Genomic DNA, 16,862 nt, shown 5'->3' with positions numbered 1-16,862 from the left:
TACACAATTTTTCTCGCCTCTTGCCTCTTGCCTCTTGCCTCTTGCCTCTCGCCTCTCGCCTCTCGCCTGAGTCTTAGTCCCCCCCCTGAAACCCGATGCCACTGGCCGTGGTCGGGTGGAACAGGGTGCTGTAGAGCCGCTGGGCAAAGCCGTCGGTCATGCCGGAAATATAATCGGCGATGATGCGATGGGCATTCTCTCCTTGGTCACTGCTGTGGCGCCAGCGCTCGCGGGTATTTTCCGGCAGCAAGCGTTCGGGGTCCGACGCAAAGGCTTCGAACAGTTCCATCACCAGCTGCTGGCCCTTGTACTCCAGCAATTGGATGTCCGGTTTGTGCACCACATACAGACTGACGAACTGTTTGAGCACCTCCAGTACCTGCTCCATCGGCTCAGACAAATAGGCATTCCACTGCAATAACGGCTCCTCGAAGCTGTCGATGCCATTTTGGATGGTCGGGGCAATATGGATGGAGGTTAGCAGGGCATTGACCATGGCCCCGATTGCGTCTTTGCGCTGATGGTGGGTGCCAAATAGCTGGCCGCTGAGTTGACCGATACGTTCTTCCAGCCAAGGTTCGCCACAATCTGCCAGCTTGCTGGCCACGGCTTCCTGCCACTGCTCGCGGGTAACAATCCCCATCACAATCGCATCTTCCAGATCATGGACACCGTAGGCAATATCATCGGCCAGCTCCATGATGGAGCAATCCAGGGACTTGAACCGGGTTTTTAGGTGCTCGCTTGGCTTGGTGCGGGCATGGCGCATTTGGCCAAACAGCTGGCGGTCATGCTCGGACAGCGGGGCCAATACCCAGTCGAAGGTCGGGTGGTCGTCATTGTAAATGCCTTTGGCCGGGTACCAGTCCTTGGCCTTGAGGTGGCGGAAGTGGTGGACATCGGCTGGCAGCTCTGTGGCGCGGGTATGGCTGATAAATGCCGGGTATTTGAGCAGACCGAGCAAGGTACGGCGCGACAGGTTCATGCCGAACTGTTCGGTATAGGGCTCGAGTAAGGTGACGATCCTGAAAGTCTGGGCATTGCCCTCGAACCCGCCGTGCTCGCGCATCATGTAGTTCAGCGCAACTTCGCCGCCGTGGCCGAAAGGGGGATGGCCGATATCGTGGGCCAGGCACAGGCTTTCCATCAGGCTGTTCGAAGGCAGGAGTTCACGGAACTCGGGCTGCTTGATTTTTAGCTGGGCCACAATCCCGGTACCAATCTGCGAAGCTTCCAGCGAGTGGGTTAGGCGGGTACGGTAAAAGTCATGGTGCCCGGCACCGTGGACTTGGGTTTTGGCCTGCAGCCGACGAAATGCCGCAGAGTGGAGGATCCTGGCTCGGTCGCGTTGGTAGGCCGAGCGATGATCGTTGCGCCGCATCTTCTGCTCATTGCTTTTGCGGGCTTCCCACTGCTGGTTGAACTGTGGGGGGAGGGCGATATCGGCCATTAGCTGATCTCATCTAGGGTTAGGTTGAAACTGTCGACGAAGGTCGCGAGGAAGTACTGCATTTCCGGAGTAGAGCGCTGGTGCAGGGTCTGCTCAAGGTTGTTTTTGGCCGAGGTGAACTCGTGGTTACCGGCATTGAGCTCTTCCAGGCACTTGAGGTAGGCACACAGGCTGTCGGCCTGTTTGACGATGGCATAGTCTTCTTTGTCTATCTTGTGACTGTCGAGAAGCGGAGCGTAATCAGCATGGAACTCCTCGGGAAGCATCGACAACAGTTTTTGTTCGGCAGCGAGTTCGATTTTCTTGTACTCCTCGGCGATTGCCGGGTTGTAGTATTTGATAGGGGTCGGCATATCCCCCGTTAGCACTTCACTGCAGTCGTGAAACATCGCAAGCAGCGCAATGCGTTCGGGGTTGGTGTTGCCGCCGAACTTACGGTTTTTGATTAAGGCGAGGGCATGGGCAACGAAAGCGACCTGGAGACTATGCTCCGAGATATTTTCGGTCTCGACACTGCGCATCAAGGGCCAGCGCTGGATCAGTTTCATTCGGGCAAGGTGAGCAAAAAAATGGCTTTGTTTCATAGCGGTACTTCTTGACGGACAGAACAGGTAACAAAATCAATCACCTTTTAAAGGTAACAGAATTTACCGCTAAGCAAACGAGAAAATGTTGGGAAGCAGGCTAGAGGCTAGGGGCAAGAGCGGCCAGAGGAAAAGTGGCAAGAGCGGCTAATGGCTCTGGGCTATAGGTAAAAGAACGCCAAAATCTGTTATTTGTTAAGTAAAAGGGCAGGATGTTGGTTTTAGCATCCTGCCCTTATCATTTATTGAATAGCCAAGTTACTGGCGGTAGTTATGGAGGAATCGCTCCAAGCGGCCTATCGCCATTTCCAAGTCATCAACCCGCGGCAGGGTGACGATACGGAAGTGGTCCGGTTGCTTCCAGTTAAACCCGGTGCCGTGTACCACCAAGACTTTTTCCTGCTGGAGGAAGTCCAGTGCGAAGCGCTGGTCATCAATGATGTTGAATTTTTTCTGATCCAGTTTCGGGAACAGGTAAAGCGCGCCTTTCGGTTTGACGCAGGATACGCCCGGGATAGAGGTCAATAAGTCATAGGCCCGGTCGCGTTGCTCCAGCAAACGGCCACCCGGCAGGATCAGCTCATTGATACTCTGGTAGCCACCCAGCGCCGTCTGGATAGCATGTTGCATCGGCACGTTGGCGCACAGGCGCATCGACGAGAGCATCTCCAATCCTTCGATATAACTCTTCGCCAGGTGCTTAGGGCCAGAAAGCACCATCCAGCCGGCACGGAAGCCACAAACCCGGTAGGACTTTGACAGGCCGTTGAAGGTAACGCAGAAGACGTCTTCGGCCAGTGGGGCAATCGAGGTATGTTGCGCACCTTCGTAGAGGATCTTGTCGTAGATCTCGTCGGCGAAAATAATTAGCTTGTGCTGGCGGGCGATTTCCACCACTTCCAGCAGGAAGTCACGGCTGTAAACCGCACCGGTTGGGTTGTTCGGGTTGATCAGCACAATCCCGCGGGTGTTCGGCGTAATTTTGCTGCGGATATCGTCTAAATCCGGATACCAGTCGGCTTGCTCGTCACAGGTATAGTGCACTGCCTTACCGCCGGACAGGGATACGGCTGCTGTCCACAGCGGGTAGTCAGGGGCTGGCACCAACATTTCGTCGTTGTTATTGAGCAGTGCCTGCATCGCCATTACGATCAGCTCGGAGACACCGTTGCCGATGTAGACATCTTCCACGTCCAGGTCGAGCATGCCGCGTTTCTGGTAATGCTGGACGACCGCTTTTCGGGCCGAGTAAATGCCCTTGGAGTCACAGTAACCCTGAGAAGTCGGCAGGTTACGGATCACATCCACCAAAATTTCATCAGGGGCATCAAAACCGAACGGAGCAGGGTTGCCGATATTGAGTTTGAGAATCTTGTGCCCTTCCTCTTCCATGCGCTTGGCATGTTTCAGAACGGGACCTCGAATGTCGTAACAGACATTATTGAGTTTTGATGACATCCCGATGTTTTGCATTATTGGTGGTATCCTGTTTCAAGCCGTTAATGACAACAAATTACACTATAAATCCTTAAAAAATAAACACCCTGCAGGAATAAGTAGCGTAAAATAGTGGTTTGTATAATTAAATTCTATGATATGCGGTGGGATTCACTGGCTACAGGGCAAAACAGGGGCTATTTTCCTCCCTCGGTAGAATAAAATATTACAATGAAGGGATTTGCTGGAGATTTCAGCAAAATATGACGGTAAATAAACCGGATTTGTCGAAACTGGCGGCAAAATATTATCTCGCGGGGCCTCATTCGTCATCCGTTGTAGGGGAAAGTGCGGCAATTGTCGTTTGTGATGAGATATGAAGACTTATATTGAGTCATTACTTTATTAGTCAGAATGCGAGTTCTAGGGTAGAATGCCTTGATTCGGTATGTGGTCTATTGCTTACAGCTGCATGACTTGCTGGGGGGCCACATATAGGGCGAAAGATGCTAATTGATTAGCCATTTACCATCAGCCAAGGATGAGCCAATTTGGTGCTTGAGAGCTGAGTGAGGTTACCTTGACCGCGTTACAAAAAGCCGTTGAGTTACTACTTGAAAAAATTCGACAATCCACGCCAATAACTCAACGATTGACGGTAAAGCTGGATCTTCCGGCCAATACCGATCTGATTGATTGGATGGAATCCCAACCCCTGTTTCCCAAATTCTACTGGCAGTCGCGTGATTGCCGTGAGGAAGTGGTGGCGCTTGGGCAAATAAAAACGTTCACTGATCCCAAAGCTGCCGAGAAAATCTTGGCCGATGAGCAGCGTATCTGGGGGGGACGTTCATTTGACGGCCGTACCCAGCGCAACAGGCGCTGCATGCCTTCTTTCTTCTTCCTGCCGGTATTGGAGATATTCCGTGTCGACGGCAGCTGGCAGATGGCGGTGAACCTGTCTGAGCAAAGCCGAGACAAAGTCATCGATGCATTGGCCCAGCTGACGCTGGATACCGCGGTTGTCCCGCAGATCACGAGCAAAATCCTGGGGCGCACCTACAGCCCTGACTTCTCGGGCTGGTCACAGATGATAGGCAACGCCCTAGAGGCGATTTCCCAGAAAATGTTCGAAAAGGTGGTGCTGGCGCGCAAGACCACCCTGACTCTCGACACACCGGTTTCCCCGGCCCAACTGCTCAAGGCAAGTCGGGGGAGCAACCACCACAGTTTCCATTTTATGATGGCGCTTGATGCCAAGCATTGCTTTGTCGGTTCCACCCCGGAGCGTCTGTTCTTGCGCCAAGAGCAAGATCTGCAAACCGAGGCACTGGCGGGAACCATTGGCCGTGGTGCCGACATGGCCGAAGATGACCGCCTGGCAGAATGGCTGCTCGATGACAACAAGAACCGTTACGAGAACCGCTTGGTAGTAGATGATATCGTCGATCGCTTGGTGCCGCGCTGCATCAGTATGAACGTGGCCCAGACTCCCGAGCTGATCCGCCTGCGCAAGGTGCAGCATCTCAAGCGAGGAATAGATGCTCAGCTTAATGACGGGGTTGAAAACTCTGAGCTACTCGATAGCCTGCAGCCCACTGCGGCCATTGCCGGGCTGCCGAGGGACAAGGCGTTGGACTTCATCAGCGAGAATGAACCTTTTGCCCGTGGCTGGTACAGTGGCGCCGTCGGTTTTCTCGGGGCACGCCGCAGCGAATTCTGTGTCGCAATCCGCAGTGCCTTGATCATGGGCGATGAGCTGCACCTGTTTGCCGGGGCCGGCATAGTGCCCGGTTCGACAGCCGACAGTGAGTGGAAAGAGCTGGATCGTAAAACATCGACCCTGTGCAGTTTGCTGGCCAGCGATGAACCTGAATGGGAGCGCCAGACGGCATGAGTAATGGGGTTTCGACAAGAGCGGCCTTGAACCAGTTGTGGGCAGGGCTGATGCTCGAAGAGCTGGTGCGCCACGGCGTGAAGCATATCTGTATTGCTCCCGGCTCCCGCTCGACGCCGCTGACCCTGGCGGCGGCAAAAAATGGCCAGCTGGCGATCCATACCCATTTTGACGAACGCGGACTTGGCTTTCTGGCCCTTGGCCTTGCCAAGGCAACGGCCGAGCCGGTGGCGGTCGTCGTCACTTCCGGTACCGCGGTGGCCAACTTGTTGCCTTCAGTCGCCGAAAGTGGGCTGACTGGTGAAAAGCTGGTCTTGCTGACCTCCGACCGCCCGGTGGAGCTGATTGACTGCGGGGCGAATCAGGCTATCCGCCAGCAGGGTATTTTTTCCTCCCATGTGACCGCGTTTGAAGATATCCCTTCGCCGACCCAAGAGATCAGCCCTGCCTGGCTGCTATCAACCGTTGATAAGGCAATGTACCAGCAGGCACAGCGCGGTGGGGCTGTACATTTCAACTGCCACTATCCCGAGCCGTTATACGGCGAAGAGGGGGATTTCTCTGCCTACCTGCAGCCGGTCGAACACTGGCAGTCTGGCCAGGCCCGTTTTACCCAGTACATTGATGCTGAGCGCAATGGTGCCGCGGTCGATCTTGAGCACTGGCAACAGCTGCAGGGCACCAAAGGGATCGTGATTGCCGGCCGGGTTGCACCGAATGAGTTTGCCGCTATCAATACATTGGCTAAAGCCTTGGGCTGGCCGTTGTTGGCCGATCCGCAGGCTGGTGGGAGCAGTGACTGGGCTGGTTTTGATGTCTGGTTGCAAAACGATGAATGTCGCCAGCAGTTACTGCAGGCGGACGCTATTATTCAGTTTGGTGGCCGTCTGGTTTCCAAACGCTTGGGGCAACTGATCGGTGCCAAACAATGGTCGCATTACTGGCTGGTGGACCCACTGGCGGTTGCGCTTGACCCGAGCTTTGCCGCGACCGTGCGCATTCAGGCCAATGTACCTCGCTTTGCCGAGCAGCTTATTGAGCATACCGGATCCTCCGATGCCACCTATCGTGGCTGGGCGGATTGCCTTAAAGCCGCCTCCAGCCAGTGTTTGGCCTCCGCCCGAGATAAATACACCGTCCTTAACGAAGTCAGTCTGGCTGCCCATATGATGGATTGGGTCGAGCGGGACACGACATTGTTTTTGGGCAATAGCCTGATTGTCCGCCTGCTGGATATGTGTGGCCGCATGCCGCCAGCCGCGACGTTTGCCAACCGCGGCGCTTCAGGCATTGATGGTTTGATTGCCACTGCTGCCGGGGTGCAGCGTGCCAATCAGCAGCCAATGCTGTGTGTATTGGGCGATACCTCTCTGCTGTACGATCTCAACTCGCTGGCCTTGTTGAAGGCAGTCAATCAGCCGGTGGTGGTGGTGGTCACCAACAATGATGGCGGGGCTATCTTTGACTTGCTGCCGGTACCGGATGCGCAGAAGGACAGTTTGTACCGTATGCCCCACGGACTGAGCTTTGAGCATGCCGCGGGGATGTTTGGGCTAGCGTATGCCAGCCCTGGCACACTTGCTGAAGCCAAACTCGCGATTGAACAGGGCTTGGCTACTGAGGGGGCCACCGTGGTCGAAATCAAGACCCCGGCCGGAGAGAGTGGCAAGCTGCTGCGCGAGTTATTTGGCGAGATCAAGCATGCGACTTTACTCTGAAACCTATGGTGCGCCTGTTGTTGGGGGAGTATCTAACCCCGCCGAGCCTCTGACGCCGACACTGGTGTTTCTGCACGGTTTGCTCGGCTCGGGCCGGGACTGGCTCCAGATAGTGACCCAGCTCAGCGGGCGCTATCCCTGCCTCACGGTCGACTTGCCCGGCCATGGCCACAGCCGTTCAATCCCGGCTGCAGAGTTCGACCAGCGCGGCTTCGAGCTGACCAGCCAATGGCTGACGCAGACCTTGGAAGCTCGCGGGGTGAGCCGTTATATTTTGGTGGGCTATTCGTTAGGGGCGAGGGTGGCGATGTACCATGCTTGTCATCGGAATGCCGACTCGAAGCCGCAGTTGGCAGGCTTGGTTCTGGAAGGGGGCCATTTTGGCCTGCCGCAAAGCGACCGACCGGCGCGGCTGGATAATGATCGGCGCTGGGCGCAGCGGTTTGCCTCCCAGCCGATTGCCGACGTGCTGGCAGACTGGTACCAGCAGCCGGTGTTTTCATCACTGAATCATGACCAGAGACAAGGTTTGATTGCCAAGCGCAGTGATAACCTTGGTTCTGCCGTAGCACATATGCTACTGGCTACATCGCTAGCCAAACAACCTCTTCTGCAATCTCAGTTAAACAGGCTTGCTATACCTGTGCATTATCTTTGCGGAGAGAAAGACGAAAAGTTTACGCTTCTGGCTGCGGGCTCTGATCTGTCTTATCAGGTGATCGAAGAAGCCGGCCATAATGTTCATGTTGAGCAGCCATACTCTTTTGCCAGGGCCGTAGACGATTTTATTTTAAGAACAATATTTTAAGCACATTCTTACCAGAATAAGGCAAATGGAATTATATGATGCGTAGCGCGAAACTTTACCAATATCAGCTTCCTATGGACTCCGGTGTGATCCTCCGTACCCAGCGTCTTGTCAACCGCGAGGGTTGGATTGTCGAGCTTCAGGATGGCGATCGCACAGGGTATGGGGAAATTGCGCCACTGCCCGAGTTCAGCCAAGAGACCGCAGAACAAGCCGGTGAACAAGCCAAAGCATTGCTGACGCAGTGGGTCGCTGGCGAGGCGCTGGCGCTAGACAATGCATTACCATCTGTAGCTTTTGGCCTGAGTATGGCAGAGCTGGAACTGCAGGGCGGCTTGCCGCAGGCCGGCAACTACACGGTTGCCCCGTTGTGTGCCGGTGATCCTGATGATCTGGTTATTGCCTTGAATAACATGCCGGGTGAGAAGGTCGCCAAAATCAAAGTGGGCATGTACGAAGCGGTCCGTGATGGTATGGTGGCCAATATGTTCATCGATTCCATTGCGGGGATCCGCCTGCGCCTCGATGCCAACCGCCAGTGGACGCCACTGAAAGCCCAGCAGTTTGCCAAGTATGTGAAGCCGGAAAACCGCGGAGGCATCGCATTCTTAGAAGAGCCTTGCCAAACCCCAGCCGATAGCCTGGCCTTTGCCCAGGAGACGGGGATCAACATTGCTTGGGATGAAACCGTGCGCGACGAGGGCTTTGAGGTCAAAGCCGAGCCGGGCGTGGTAGCGATTGTCATCAAGCCGACCCTGGTGGGGAGTGTCCAGCGCTGTATGGAGTTGGTAAAGCAGGCGCATGAGCAGGGCCTAACGGCAGTGATCAGCTCCAGCATGGAAACCAGCCTTGGTTTGAACCAGCTGGCTCGCTTTGCCGAGTGGCAGACGCCGGGGGTGATCCCGGGCCTCGACACCATGCAACTATTCCTTAGCCAGCTGGAAACGCCGTGGCCTCAATGTGAGCTGCCGCTGAAAACCTTGGCTGAGCTGGATGTGGCATGGTCCAAGTAACGGCTGGCCCCCGGTCGGATATGCCGGCGGAAGGTGTCACTGAGGTGACATTTTCCACCTGGCCCTGGCAACATTGGGCAAAAGAGCGGCCGTCAGCGGTCGCTCTGTCATTTGGCGGACAGCAATTTAGCTGGGCCGAACTGGCCGACCGGGTCGAAGAGTATGCCCAGGGGTTGGTTGAGCAGGGCCTCAAGCGTGATCAGCTGGTGGCTGCTGTTGCACCCAACTCGGTATCGTTGATCTGGCTGCTGTTGGCGACGTTGCGCGCCGGGGGCCGCTATGTCGGGCTGAATCCGCGCTTGAGCCAGAAGGAGCTTTCCGCCCAGCTTGCGCAGCTGGAGTGTGACTTCATTTGGTATCCGGCTAAATCCGGGATGGATGTCGGCTCCGGGCAAGCGTTGCCAACCCGGTTGCAGTTACTGCCGCCACAAGCGCCGCGCCTGGTGCCTGTGACCTGGCAGCCTTCCCGTGCTGCAACCCTGACCATGACCTCGGGTTCGACCGGTCAGCCCAAAGCCGTGGTACACAATGCGCAGAGTCACCTGGCGAGTGCGGCGGGCCTGCTGCAGTGGATGATCTTTGAGCCAGAAGATAATTGGTTACTCTCGTTGCCGCTATTTCACATTTCCGGGATGGCGATTGTTTGGCGTTGGTTATATCGCGGTGCGCAATTGGTCATTGAGTCCTCGCAAGGGTTGGAGCAGGATCTGCAGACGGTCACCCATGCTTCCCTGGTCCCGACTCAGCTCCAGCGCCTGTTGGCCAGCAGCCAAACGTCGCCATTGACCTTAAAGCGGGTATTGCTTGGCGGCGCGGTGATCCCAGTTAGTCTTACCGAGCAGGCCAGACAGGCAGGGATCGAATGCTGGTGCGGCTATGGCATGACTGAAATGGCCTCGACGGTGACAGCCAAGCTGGCCGATAGCAGTGCCGGTGTCGGGGCGATACTGCCAGGCCGGAAGTTGATGCTAAAAGACGGCGAAGTACTGGTCAAAGGCAGAACTTTGGCGATGGGGTATTACCGTAACCGGACTGTTTTTCCGCTTTGCGATGAAGAATGGTTTGCCACCAAAGATCTGGCGGATTGGCATGATGAAGAGTTGTTTATCCGTGGCCGCAAGGACAATATGTTTATTGCCGGTGGCGAGAATATCCAGCCGGAAGAGATTGAAAAGGTGCTGTTGGCACACCCAGAGGTACATCAGGTTTTTGTACTGCCGGTCGAGGATACCGAGTACGGCCAGCGCCCGGTTGCGGTTGTGGCAACAACCTCCGAGCTCGATGCGCGGCTCGAGGGAGAGTTGGGCGATTACATGAAACAGCAGGTGATGGGCTTCCGTCGCCCGGTGAAGTATTTTTCTTTGCCTTCGCACCTCAGCGCTGGAGGGATCAAAATATCCCGCCGGCAACTGGCCCAGTGGCTGGCTGAGCAGTAATTCAGTGCTGGTTCATGCCGCCGAAAAAACAACAAGGCCCGGGTAGCACAACCCGGGCCTTTCATTTCGTGATGATTCACTAGCCACTCACTCTAGCGATTTTCCCCTCGCAGCGACAGCACTTCCTCCCTTAGCAAGGTACTGTTGGTCTCCTCGGGCGAAACCGGCTCCCCGGCGACTATGGTCACTTTAGACCAGAAGCGCTTGGGTATTTTCAGCAGCGCTCGCCCGCCTTCGCGGCTGAAGAAGCTGCCCCATAATCCTTGGATAGCGACAGGCACGACCGGGACAGGTGAGCGCTTAATAATTAAGTCGATCCCCCGCATAAAAGGTCCTAGCTCGCCATCATACGTCAATTGGCCTTCTGGAAAGACGCAGACAACCTCGCCCCGACCAAGGCGCTTGTTGACCCCGACAAAGGCTTTCATCACCGACTTTCTGTCAGTGGCATCGATTGGAATGACCTTGCAGGCCCGGCAGAAGGAACGGATCATCGGAAGGTTGTATATATCCCGGTCCATCAAAAAGCGGATTGGACGCGGGCATGCACCGGCCAGTAGCAGGGCATCCATGTAGCTGACATGGTTGCAGACAATCAAAACGCCGCCTTTTTCTGGAATATTGGCGAGGTTTTTATGAGTGACCCGGTACATGGTGTGGCTGACCAGCCAGACCATGAAGCGCCAGAAGAAATCCGGGGCTTGGGTGTAAATGTATATCACAACGACCAAGTTCAGTACTGATAGGATCAGGAAGAACTGCGGTATGGAGAATTCCAGTACTGCCAGTACCATAATGCCGGTAACCGCACTGATCACCATGAAAATGGCATTCCAGATATTGTTGGCCGCAATGACCTGGGCGCGTTCTTTTTCCTTGGCGCGGTGCTGCATCATCGCATAGAGAGGGACGATGAACACCCCGCCTGACACGCCGAGCATGGTCAGGCAGACAAACACGCTTAGCAGTTGTGGGTTAGCCACGAATTCGACAATCGACTGGGTTTCGGTGATGGCCGTCGGCGTACTGAACATCAGGCCCGCCCCGAAGAGGGTGATCCCCATGCTGCCCAGCGGGACGATGCCCGGTTCGATGCGGTGGCCCGATAGCCGGTCACACAGTAGCGAACCGATAGCGATGCCAATTGAAAAGAGGGTCAGCAGGAAAGAGACCGAGGCGGCATTGCCACCCAAGTGCAATTTGGCGAAGTTCGGGAATTGGGTCAGGTAGCAGGCGCCGAGGAACCAGAACCAGCTGATCCCCAGGATACATTGGAAAACGGTTCTGTCTTTACGGGCGATGGCCAGTGTTTTTCGGGTTTGCTTTACCGGTTGCCATTTGAATTTCAGTTCCGGGTTGCTTGGCTTGGCCGACGGGATCCCCTGCGAACACAAATAGCCAATGATCGCGAAGCTGACCACACTGATGGCTGCGATATAGGTGGCTTGCTCTTGGTTGGCAATCACACCGGCCAGTAGGGTTCCGATCAGAATTGCCAGGAAAGTGCCGGTTTCGACCAGCGCATTACCGGAAACCAGTTCTTCTTTTTTGAGATGCTGGGGGAGCAGGGCATATTTGGCCGGGCCGAAAAAAGCCGATTGGGTTCCCATCAGGAACAGCAGGATCAGCAGCATCAGGTAGTTTTCGCTGATAAAAGCCATGGCCGCCAAGCTCATGATGATTATCTCGGCCATTTTGACCATCCGCATGATGGTGGCCTTGTCGTACTTATCGGTGATCACCCCAGCAGTTGCGGAGAACAGGAAGAAAGGCAAAATGAATAAGCCCGCGGCCAGGTTGATGATCAGATCACTGTCTACCGGTAACGTGCCCGGAGCGGCAAAGGCAATGAGGATTAACAACACATTCTTGTAGATGTTGTCGTTGAATGCCCCGAAGGCCTGTGTAAGGAAGTAGGGCAGGAAGCGCCGCTGGGTTAGGAGTCGAGACTGATCTGACATGAATACGTTAGCCTGAGTTCGAATAGATCATCGAAAGTAGTCACCGCTGGTAATGCGGATAAAAAAGACGCTATTACTTGTTGCTATGAGTGTATAGGTATCTGGCCAAAACACAGGCCAGATACGGGTTAAAAATGATTAATTGATTAACCTTTCCAAGTGTTAAGGTAGGTATTTAACAGGTTATCAATCAATGCTTTGCCATCAACAGGAACGGAAGTGAATAGCTTGTCGTCAACAGATAGCAGAGTGATCCCGTGAACGCCAGACCAGATCACTCGGCTCGCTTCAAGAGTTTCGTCGCTGTTAAGCTTAGGATTAATTTGCTGGATCAGGGTTTCCAGCATACCGGTCATGTTGTTGATACGCTCTGACTGCCACTCAGGCAGCTCTTCACCGTTCATGGTGTGCTGGAAGATCAGCTGCCAGCGATACGGGTTTTTCGAGGCAAACTCCAGATAGCAGTAGGCAAGGCGTTTAAGGGCATCTTCCGCCGAGGCGGCTTGTTTCATTTCTGCATCGGCCTGGGCAAACAGTTCGTCCAGGGTTTGGGCAACGGCATGCAGCAGCAGCAGGTTGTAGTTGCCGAAAACATTAACCAAAGTGCTGGGTACATAGCCGATCATGGCCGCAACCTTGCGTAGGCTCAGTTCGTGGTGAGGGTGTTCTGCGAGAAAGTTTTTGACTTGCTCCAGTGTCATACTTACCAACTCTTCGCGAGTATGGTCGTTTCGTCTTGCCATCGAAGTTACTCTTAATCGAATAAATCTTATTTTGCTTAATTGTAATATGCCCAGCCCGAGTGGGAATGATGCGAAATAAGTTTTTTGCAGAAAGGCATAAAATAATTAGAACATTGTTCGATATTCTAGTGTTAACCGCCAGAATAGGTCAAGCCTAATAACTTTCTCTATCACCATTTCTGATAGTTACTTGGCGAGATGTGAGCCTAGTCAAGGCAAATGCCAGCACTTTTTTGAAGGCTGGCATCAGTGTTGATTGTTTTTTCAGCGAGGCTAAGCCCGGCGGCGCTGTTGGTTCTGAATCGAGACCTGCTCGTTGAGGGTCCAGAAATCGACCAAGATCCCGATAAGGAAGAAACCGAAGGTACAGAGATACAAGATACCAGTGAGCCATTTTCCCATGTACATGCGGTGCAGGCCAAACACGCCAAGGAAGGTCAGTAGCAGCCAGGCTACGGTATAATCGATTTCGCCACCGTGGAAACGAAGATCTGCTTCTCGGTCCATGGAAGGGATCAGGAACAGGTCGATTAACCAGCCGATACCCAATAGCCCGAGGGTGAAGAACCAGATGGTGCCGGAGACAGGTTTACCGTAGTAAAAGCGGTGAGCGCCGGTAAAGCCAAAAATCCACAACAGATAGCCGATAAGTTTGCTGTGAGTATCTTGCATAAGTCATTCTGCCTACAAAATCATTATTAATACTTTGAAGTTATTGGAGTTATAGACTAGTTCAATCGAGCACGATATGAAACTATTCATTGATAGTTAATATTAGTAACAATTTGCTTGTGTGGTTTGGTTGACATTCAGTTGCTGCGGTTTAGGATGCAACCTTCAATATGAGGCAAAGGTATTTCATTCGGATGAAACGCATCTTCACAGTATTTGCCCTGATCCTAACGGTCGCTTTCGTGGCGCCAGAGGCTGAGGCGAAGAGATTTGGTGGCGGTAAATCATTTGGCAAGAGTTTTAAAACAGCGCCAGTGAAAAAACAGCAACCACAACAAACGGACACCCTGAGACAGCAACAACAGCCAGGCGCTAATCAGGCAGCAACATCTGGCAAGAAAGGACTCATGGGCGGTCTAATGGGCGGGCTTTTGGCCGGTGGACTGCTGGCAGCCTTCTTTGGCGGTGCGTTTGAAGGTATCCAGTTCATGGATATTTTGATCTTGGGCTTGATAGCCTTTGTTATCTTCAAGTTGTTCAAAACAATGCGTGGTGCTAAATCGACCCCGATGGGCCACCGCGAGGCGTATGCCGGCAACTCACCACGCCAGCCTCAGCAGCATCACCAGTTCCGCCAGCAGGCGAATCAGGGCGGCATGGGGCAGGACGAGTACGTATCGACCGACAGCGATGTGCCATTCAATCTGCCTCCGGGCTTTAATATGAATGCGTTCCTCAATGGTGCCCGCGAGCACTACCGAACCATCCAAGGGGCATGGAACTATAACGATCTGGCTAAAATCAAAGAGTATGTTAGCCCGGCGTTGCTCGATGACTTGATGGCTGAGCGCGCTAAACTTGACGGTGAGCAGCATACCGAAGTGATGTATGTCGATGCCGAGCTGGTACGTGCCGACTACGATGCCAATATTGCCCAGCTGAGCATTAAGTTCTCTGGCCGTTACAAAGACCGCCACGAAGGTGTGGAAGAGGATATCGCGGATATCTGGCACCTTGAGCGTGACTTGCGTACACCGAACGCACCTTGGCTGATTGTTGGCATTCAAGCCTAACAGCATTGTGCGATAGTTTGAAAACCGCCTATCGAGGCGGTTTTTTTATAACAAAAATATGATCTTGCTCGCTCTCGTGATGGCTGTGAATTGATCTTGCCACCTACTTTTCTGGCGCCAAGCCGCTAGTATTACTGTTAGGTTAAATCAGTAAGAGAGAAAAGCATGCCGTACAATGCCGATTTGGTTCACGAGATGAACCTGCTAGTGAAATTCCCAATGCACAGCGATTTGGAGGGGATTAAAGTACACAGTGATGCCGGGCCGGAGATGGTCGCAGCTGCGCAGCGCCTGTATGCAAAAGGGTTGGTGACCCAGGAAGACGGCGGCTACCTGACTTATTCGGGCCACCAGGCCGTTGAGCACGCCAAGTCGGTGCTACGTATCCTGACGGGCAAGATGGCAGTTTAGGTCATACTTTCCAGTTCGCTAATATTGACTAACGCCTGCTGGTTGCTACTCCCACACAGCGATGGGCAGGCTTTGAACTGATGGCAAACGGCAGGGCGTTCGGGCTTGCCGAAAATCTTGCACAGGTTATTGTCATCAAGCTGGATGCAGCGAACGCCGGCCGGTTTGCCCTTCGGCATACCGGGGATCGGTGAAGAAATACTTGGCGCAATACAGCACGCCCCACAGCCTAGTCGACATTCCATCACTTACCACTTATCTACACTTATCAAAACGGCTGCGAACGTTACCACTCTCGGTGCCAGGGATCAAAAAAATGTGGCTTTTGTGGCAGCGGATAAGAGTGATTCTTATTCCATGACGTTATTGGTGGCGATAGGCCGGAATTGCTTGCACTTTGCGGGGCTGGGAGCTATAAAACCGCCTCCATGATAGGCCTTGGCATAGCACAAGGTAGAGAGCAACAGAAGGCAATGTGATGACGCACTATTGGCAACAGAAAGATTTGAAGCAAATGACCGATCAGGAGTGGGAAGCACTGTGTGACGGTTGCGGCAAATGCTGCCTGCACAAGCTGATTGATGATGATACCGACGAAATCTACTACACCAATGTGGCCTGTAGCCTACTGGACAACAAGACCTGCTCTTGTAAAGACTACCCGAACCGGTTCGAATCGGGCGAAGAATGCCTCAAGCTGACCCGCGAGCGTATCGACGAGTTTGTTTGGCTACCGGAAACCTGTGCCTACCGCCTGTTGGCCGAGGGCAAAGCGCTGCCGGAGTGGCACCCGCTGCTAACCGGTTCGAAAGACGCCATGCATGCCGTCGGTGAGTCGGTACGTGATAGCGTGGTGTATGAAATCGATGTGATCGATTGGGAAGATCACATTCTCAACCACCCAAATCGCTAGTTCCTCACATCTTCAGGTGCCTTTAACTCATTGGTAACATTACTTTTTACATCAAGTTTCTTGAAAAAAAAGCCTGCATATGGATACTGACTCAAAATGATTCTATTGGGTAGGTTCAATGAGTGCTCTAAGGCGGGCGTATAAGCCAAGAATTCCAATGCCAAGCCACCAGTGCTCAATGGTCAACCGCGAGACACTGCCGCGGGAATGTGGGGTGTATGCTATCTCGCGGGGATTCGAGTGTCTGCTGGTGGGCAGTGCATCAGATGTAGGCAAGGCCCTGCAGTCTCTGCACAAGGTGGGTGATGTGCAAATTACTCACGGTTGCACCGCACAGTTTTGGCGTTGCCGGGAAGAAGAAAGGCAGGCGATGGAGTTGTCGTTCATCTATTTGATGGACCCTAAGTTCAACATCCACTTGCCCGACAACTTCGTTAAAATAATGACCGAGTATCTCAAGCCGGACTCTAGCCTGGCGGTGGAAGATCTCGAGCGTTTCTTCCAGCATTTCCAGGCCAACCGGGCGTACAAGGTGCATGAGCACGAAGAGCATCGCCGTAAAACGGAAGTGACCCGGCTAGCTTACTTGGCGGCGTTTAGCGAGTTAACCGATGACGAGCTGGATACCGTGCAGGAGGCTCTGGATCAAGTCCGGCGCGAGCGCAGGGCGTAATGGCCATGAGCATCAACGCTTGGGCTTCGCCGGTTGCTCCAGGTCAGCATAGAAAAAGCCAGCACATGAAGAT

16 protein-coding genes are annotated in these 16,862 nt (G+C 53.8%); 9 read left to right on the top strand and 7 right to left on the bottom strand.

What is annotated here, in order from left to right; translation table 11 throughout:
- Positions 1-73: 73 nt before the first annotated feature.
- The 3 genes from C9J03_RS02000 to C9J03_RS01990 form a co-directional block, all read right to left on the bottom strand.
- Positions 74-1,450 (bottom strand): anti-phage deoxyguanosine triphosphatase, encoded by a 1,377-nt coding sequence (locus tag C9J03_RS02000; RefSeq protein ID WP_044623900.1) that lies wholly within the window; start codon positions 1,448-1,450, stop codon positions 74-76.
- The gene (gene yfbR, locus C9J03_RS01995) at positions 1,450-2,034 is read right to left on the bottom strand and encodes a 5'-deoxynucleotidase (protein ID WP_039467675.1); all 585 of its coding nucleotides are present in this window, start codon (positions 2,032-2,034) and stop codon (positions 1,450-1,452) included. The genes C9J03_RS02000 and yfbR overlap by 1 nt, the downstream gene beginning before the upstream one ends.
- A gap of 258 nt (positions 2,035-2,292) precedes the next feature.
- Positions 2,293-3,507, bottom strand: a complete 1,215-nt coding sequence (locus C9J03_RS01990; RefSeq protein WP_039467679.1) for a pyridoxal phosphate-dependent aminotransferase — start codon at positions 3,505-3,507, stop codon at positions 2,293-2,295.
- A gap of 544 nt (positions 3,508-4,051) precedes the next feature.
- Here C9J03_RS01990 and C9J03_RS01985 point away from each other — a divergent pair.
- From C9J03_RS01985 to menE, 5 genes are read left to right on the top strand one after another with little or no spacing between them, the layout of a single operon-like run.
- Complete coding sequence (locus C9J03_RS01985) at positions 4,052-5,368, top strand: isochorismate synthase (RefSeq protein WP_044623899.1); 1,317 nt, start codon at positions 4,052-4,054, stop codon at positions 5,366-5,368.
- The gene (gene menD / locus C9J03_RS01980) at positions 5,365-7,086 is read left to right on the top strand and encodes a 2-succinyl-5-enolpyruvyl-6-hydroxy-3-cyclohexene-1-carboxylic-acid synthase (protein WP_044623898.1); all 1,722 of its coding nucleotides are present in this window, start codon (positions 5,365-5,367) and stop codon (positions 7,084-7,086) included. The genes C9J03_RS01985 and menD overlap by 4 nt, the downstream gene beginning before the upstream one ends.
- Entirely contained in the window at positions 7,070-7,894 is an 825-nt protein-coding gene (menH, locus tag C9J03_RS01975; RefSeq protein WP_044623897.1) for a 2-succinyl-6-hydroxy-2,4-cyclohexadiene-1-carboxylate synthase, read from the top strand. Before menD ends, menH begins: the two co-directional genes overlap by 17 nt.
- Positions 7,895-7,932: 38 nt before the next feature.
- The gene (gene menC / locus C9J03_RS01970; protein WP_044623896.1) at positions 7,933-8,907 is read left to right on the top strand and encodes an o-succinylbenzoate synthase; all 975 of its coding nucleotides are present in this window, start codon (positions 7,933-7,935) and stop codon (positions 8,905-8,907) included.
- 20 nt (positions 8,908-8,927) lie between these two features.
- Complete coding sequence (menE, locus tag C9J03_RS01965; RefSeq protein ID WP_044624578.1) at positions 8,928-10,343, top strand: o-succinylbenzoate--CoA ligase; 1,416 nt, start codon at positions 8,928-8,930, stop codon at positions 10,341-10,343.
- 92 nt (positions 10,344-10,435) lie between these two features.
- Here the strand turns inward: menE and C9J03_RS01960 are convergent, their stop codons facing one another.
- The 3 genes from C9J03_RS01960 to C9J03_RS01950 form a co-directional block, all read right to left on the bottom strand.
- Entirely contained in the window at positions 10,436-12,304 is a 1,869-nt protein-coding gene (locus C9J03_RS01960) for an MFS transporter (protein WP_044623895.1), read from the bottom strand.
- A gap of 146 nt (positions 12,305-12,450) precedes the next feature.
- Positions 12,451-13,047, bottom strand: coding sequence for a TetR/AcrR family transcriptional regulator (locus C9J03_RS01955; RefSeq protein WP_044623894.1), 597 nt, complete (start codon positions 13,045-13,047; stop codon positions 12,451-12,453).
- Between the two features lie 273 nt (positions 13,048-13,320).
- Positions 13,321-13,719, bottom strand: a complete 399-nt coding sequence (locus tag C9J03_RS01950) for an NINE protein (protein ID WP_039467695.1) — start codon at positions 13,717-13,719, stop codon at positions 13,321-13,323.
- Positions 13,720-13,913: 194 nt separating this feature from the next.
- On the opposite strand from C9J03_RS01950, the gene C9J03_RS01945 reads away from it, so the two are divergent.
- Together C9J03_RS01945 and C9J03_RS01940 are read left to right on the top strand one after the other, a co-directional pair.
- Positions 13,914-14,792, top strand: a complete 879-nt coding sequence (locus tag C9J03_RS01945; RefSeq protein ID WP_044623893.1) for a Tim44 domain-containing protein — start codon at positions 13,914-13,916, stop codon at positions 14,790-14,792.
- 165 nt (positions 14,793-14,957) lie between these two features.
- Positions 14,958-15,203: a TIGR02647 family protein gene (locus C9J03_RS01940; RefSeq protein WP_039467701.1), complete on the top strand. Its 246-nt coding sequence runs from the start codon at positions 14,958-14,960 to the stop codon at positions 15,201-15,203.
- Here C9J03_RS01940 and C9J03_RS01935 read toward each other — a convergent pair.
- Positions 15,200-15,448, bottom strand: a complete 249-nt coding sequence (locus tag C9J03_RS01935; protein WP_044623892.1) for a YkgJ family cysteine cluster protein — start codon at positions 15,446-15,448, stop codon at positions 15,200-15,202. The genes C9J03_RS01940 and C9J03_RS01935 overlap by 4 nt on opposite strands.
- Before the next feature lie 233 nt (positions 15,449-15,681).
- Between C9J03_RS01935 and C9J03_RS01930 the strand changes: the two genes are divergently transcribed.
- Positions 15,682-16,116, top strand: a complete 435-nt coding sequence (locus C9J03_RS01930; protein WP_082060658.1) for a YcgN family cysteine cluster protein — start codon at positions 15,682-15,684, stop codon at positions 16,114-16,116.
- 118 nt (positions 16,117-16,234) lie between these two features.
- Entirely contained in the window at positions 16,235-16,789 is a 555-nt protein-coding gene (locus tag C9J03_RS01925; protein ID WP_146149052.1) for a hypothetical protein, read from the top strand.
- The last annotated feature ends 73 nt before the right edge of the window (positions 16,790-16,862 follow it).

The organism is Photobacterium gaetbulicola (genome assembly GCF_003025515.1).
Lineage (GTDB): Bacteria > Pseudomonadota > Gammaproteobacteria > Enterobacterales > Vibrionaceae > Photobacterium > Photobacterium gaetbulicola.
The sequence above is the reverse complement of the archived record's forward strand: the minus strand, read 5'-3'. Positions and strand labels throughout refer to the sequence as shown.

Bases quoted from the DNA above. Each gene is read 5' to 3' on its own strand.
- C9J03_RS01930 (WP_082060658.1), top strand. From the start codon at position 15,682: ATGACGCACTATTGGCAACAGAAAGATTTGAAGCAAATGACCGATCAG.
- yfbR (WP_039467675.1), bottom strand. From the start codon at position 2,034: ATGAAACAAAGCCATTTTTTTGCTCACCTTGCCCGAATGAAACTGATC.
- C9J03_RS01950 (WP_039467695.1), bottom strand. From the start codon at position 13,719: ATGCAAGATACTCACAGCAAACTTATCGGCTATCTGTTGTGGATTTTT.
- menC (WP_044623896.1), top strand. From the start codon at position 7,933: ATGCGTAGCGCGAAACTTTACCAATATCAGCTTCCTATGGACTCCGGT.
- menD (WP_044623898.1), top strand. From the start codon at position 5,365: ATGAGTAATGGGGTTTCGACAAGAGCGGCCTTGAACCAGTTGTGGGCA.
- C9J03_RS02000 (WP_044623900.1), bottom strand. From the start codon at position 1,450: ATGGCCGATATCGCCCTCCCCCCACAGTTCAACCAGCAGTGGGAAGCC.
- C9J03_RS01945 (WP_044623893.1), top strand. From the start codon at position 13,914: ATGAAACGCATCTTCACAGTATTTGCCCTGATCCTAACGGTCGCTTTC.
- C9J03_RS01925 (WP_146149052.1), top strand. From the start codon at position 16,235: ATGAGTGCTCTAAGGCGGGCGTATAAGCCAAGAATTCCAATGCCAAGC.
- C9J03_RS01955 (WP_044623894.1), bottom strand. From the start codon at position 13,047: ATGGCAAGACGAAACGACCATACTCGCGAAGAGTTGGTAAGTATGACA.
- menH (WP_044623897.1), top strand. From the start codon at position 7,070: ATGCGACTTTACTCTGAAACCTATGGTGCGCCTGTTGTTGGGGGAGTA.
- menE (WP_044624578.1), top strand. From the start codon at position 8,928: ATGCCGGCGGAAGGTGTCACTGAGGTGACATTTTCCACCTGGCCCTGG.
- C9J03_RS01960 (WP_044623895.1), bottom strand. From the start codon at position 12,304: ATGTCAGATCAGTCTCGACTCCTAACCCAGCGGCGCTTCCTGCCCTAC.
- C9J03_RS01940 (WP_039467701.1), top strand. From the start codon at position 14,958: ATGCCGTACAATGCCGATTTGGTTCACGAGATGAACCTGCTAGTGAAA.
- C9J03_RS01990 (WP_039467679.1), bottom strand. From the start codon at position 3,507: ATGCAAAACATCGGGATGTCATCAAAACTCAATAATGTCTGTTACGAC.
- C9J03_RS01935 (WP_044623892.1), bottom strand. From the start codon at position 15,448: ATGGAATGTCGACTAGGCTGTGGGGCGTGCTGTATTGCGCCAAGTATT.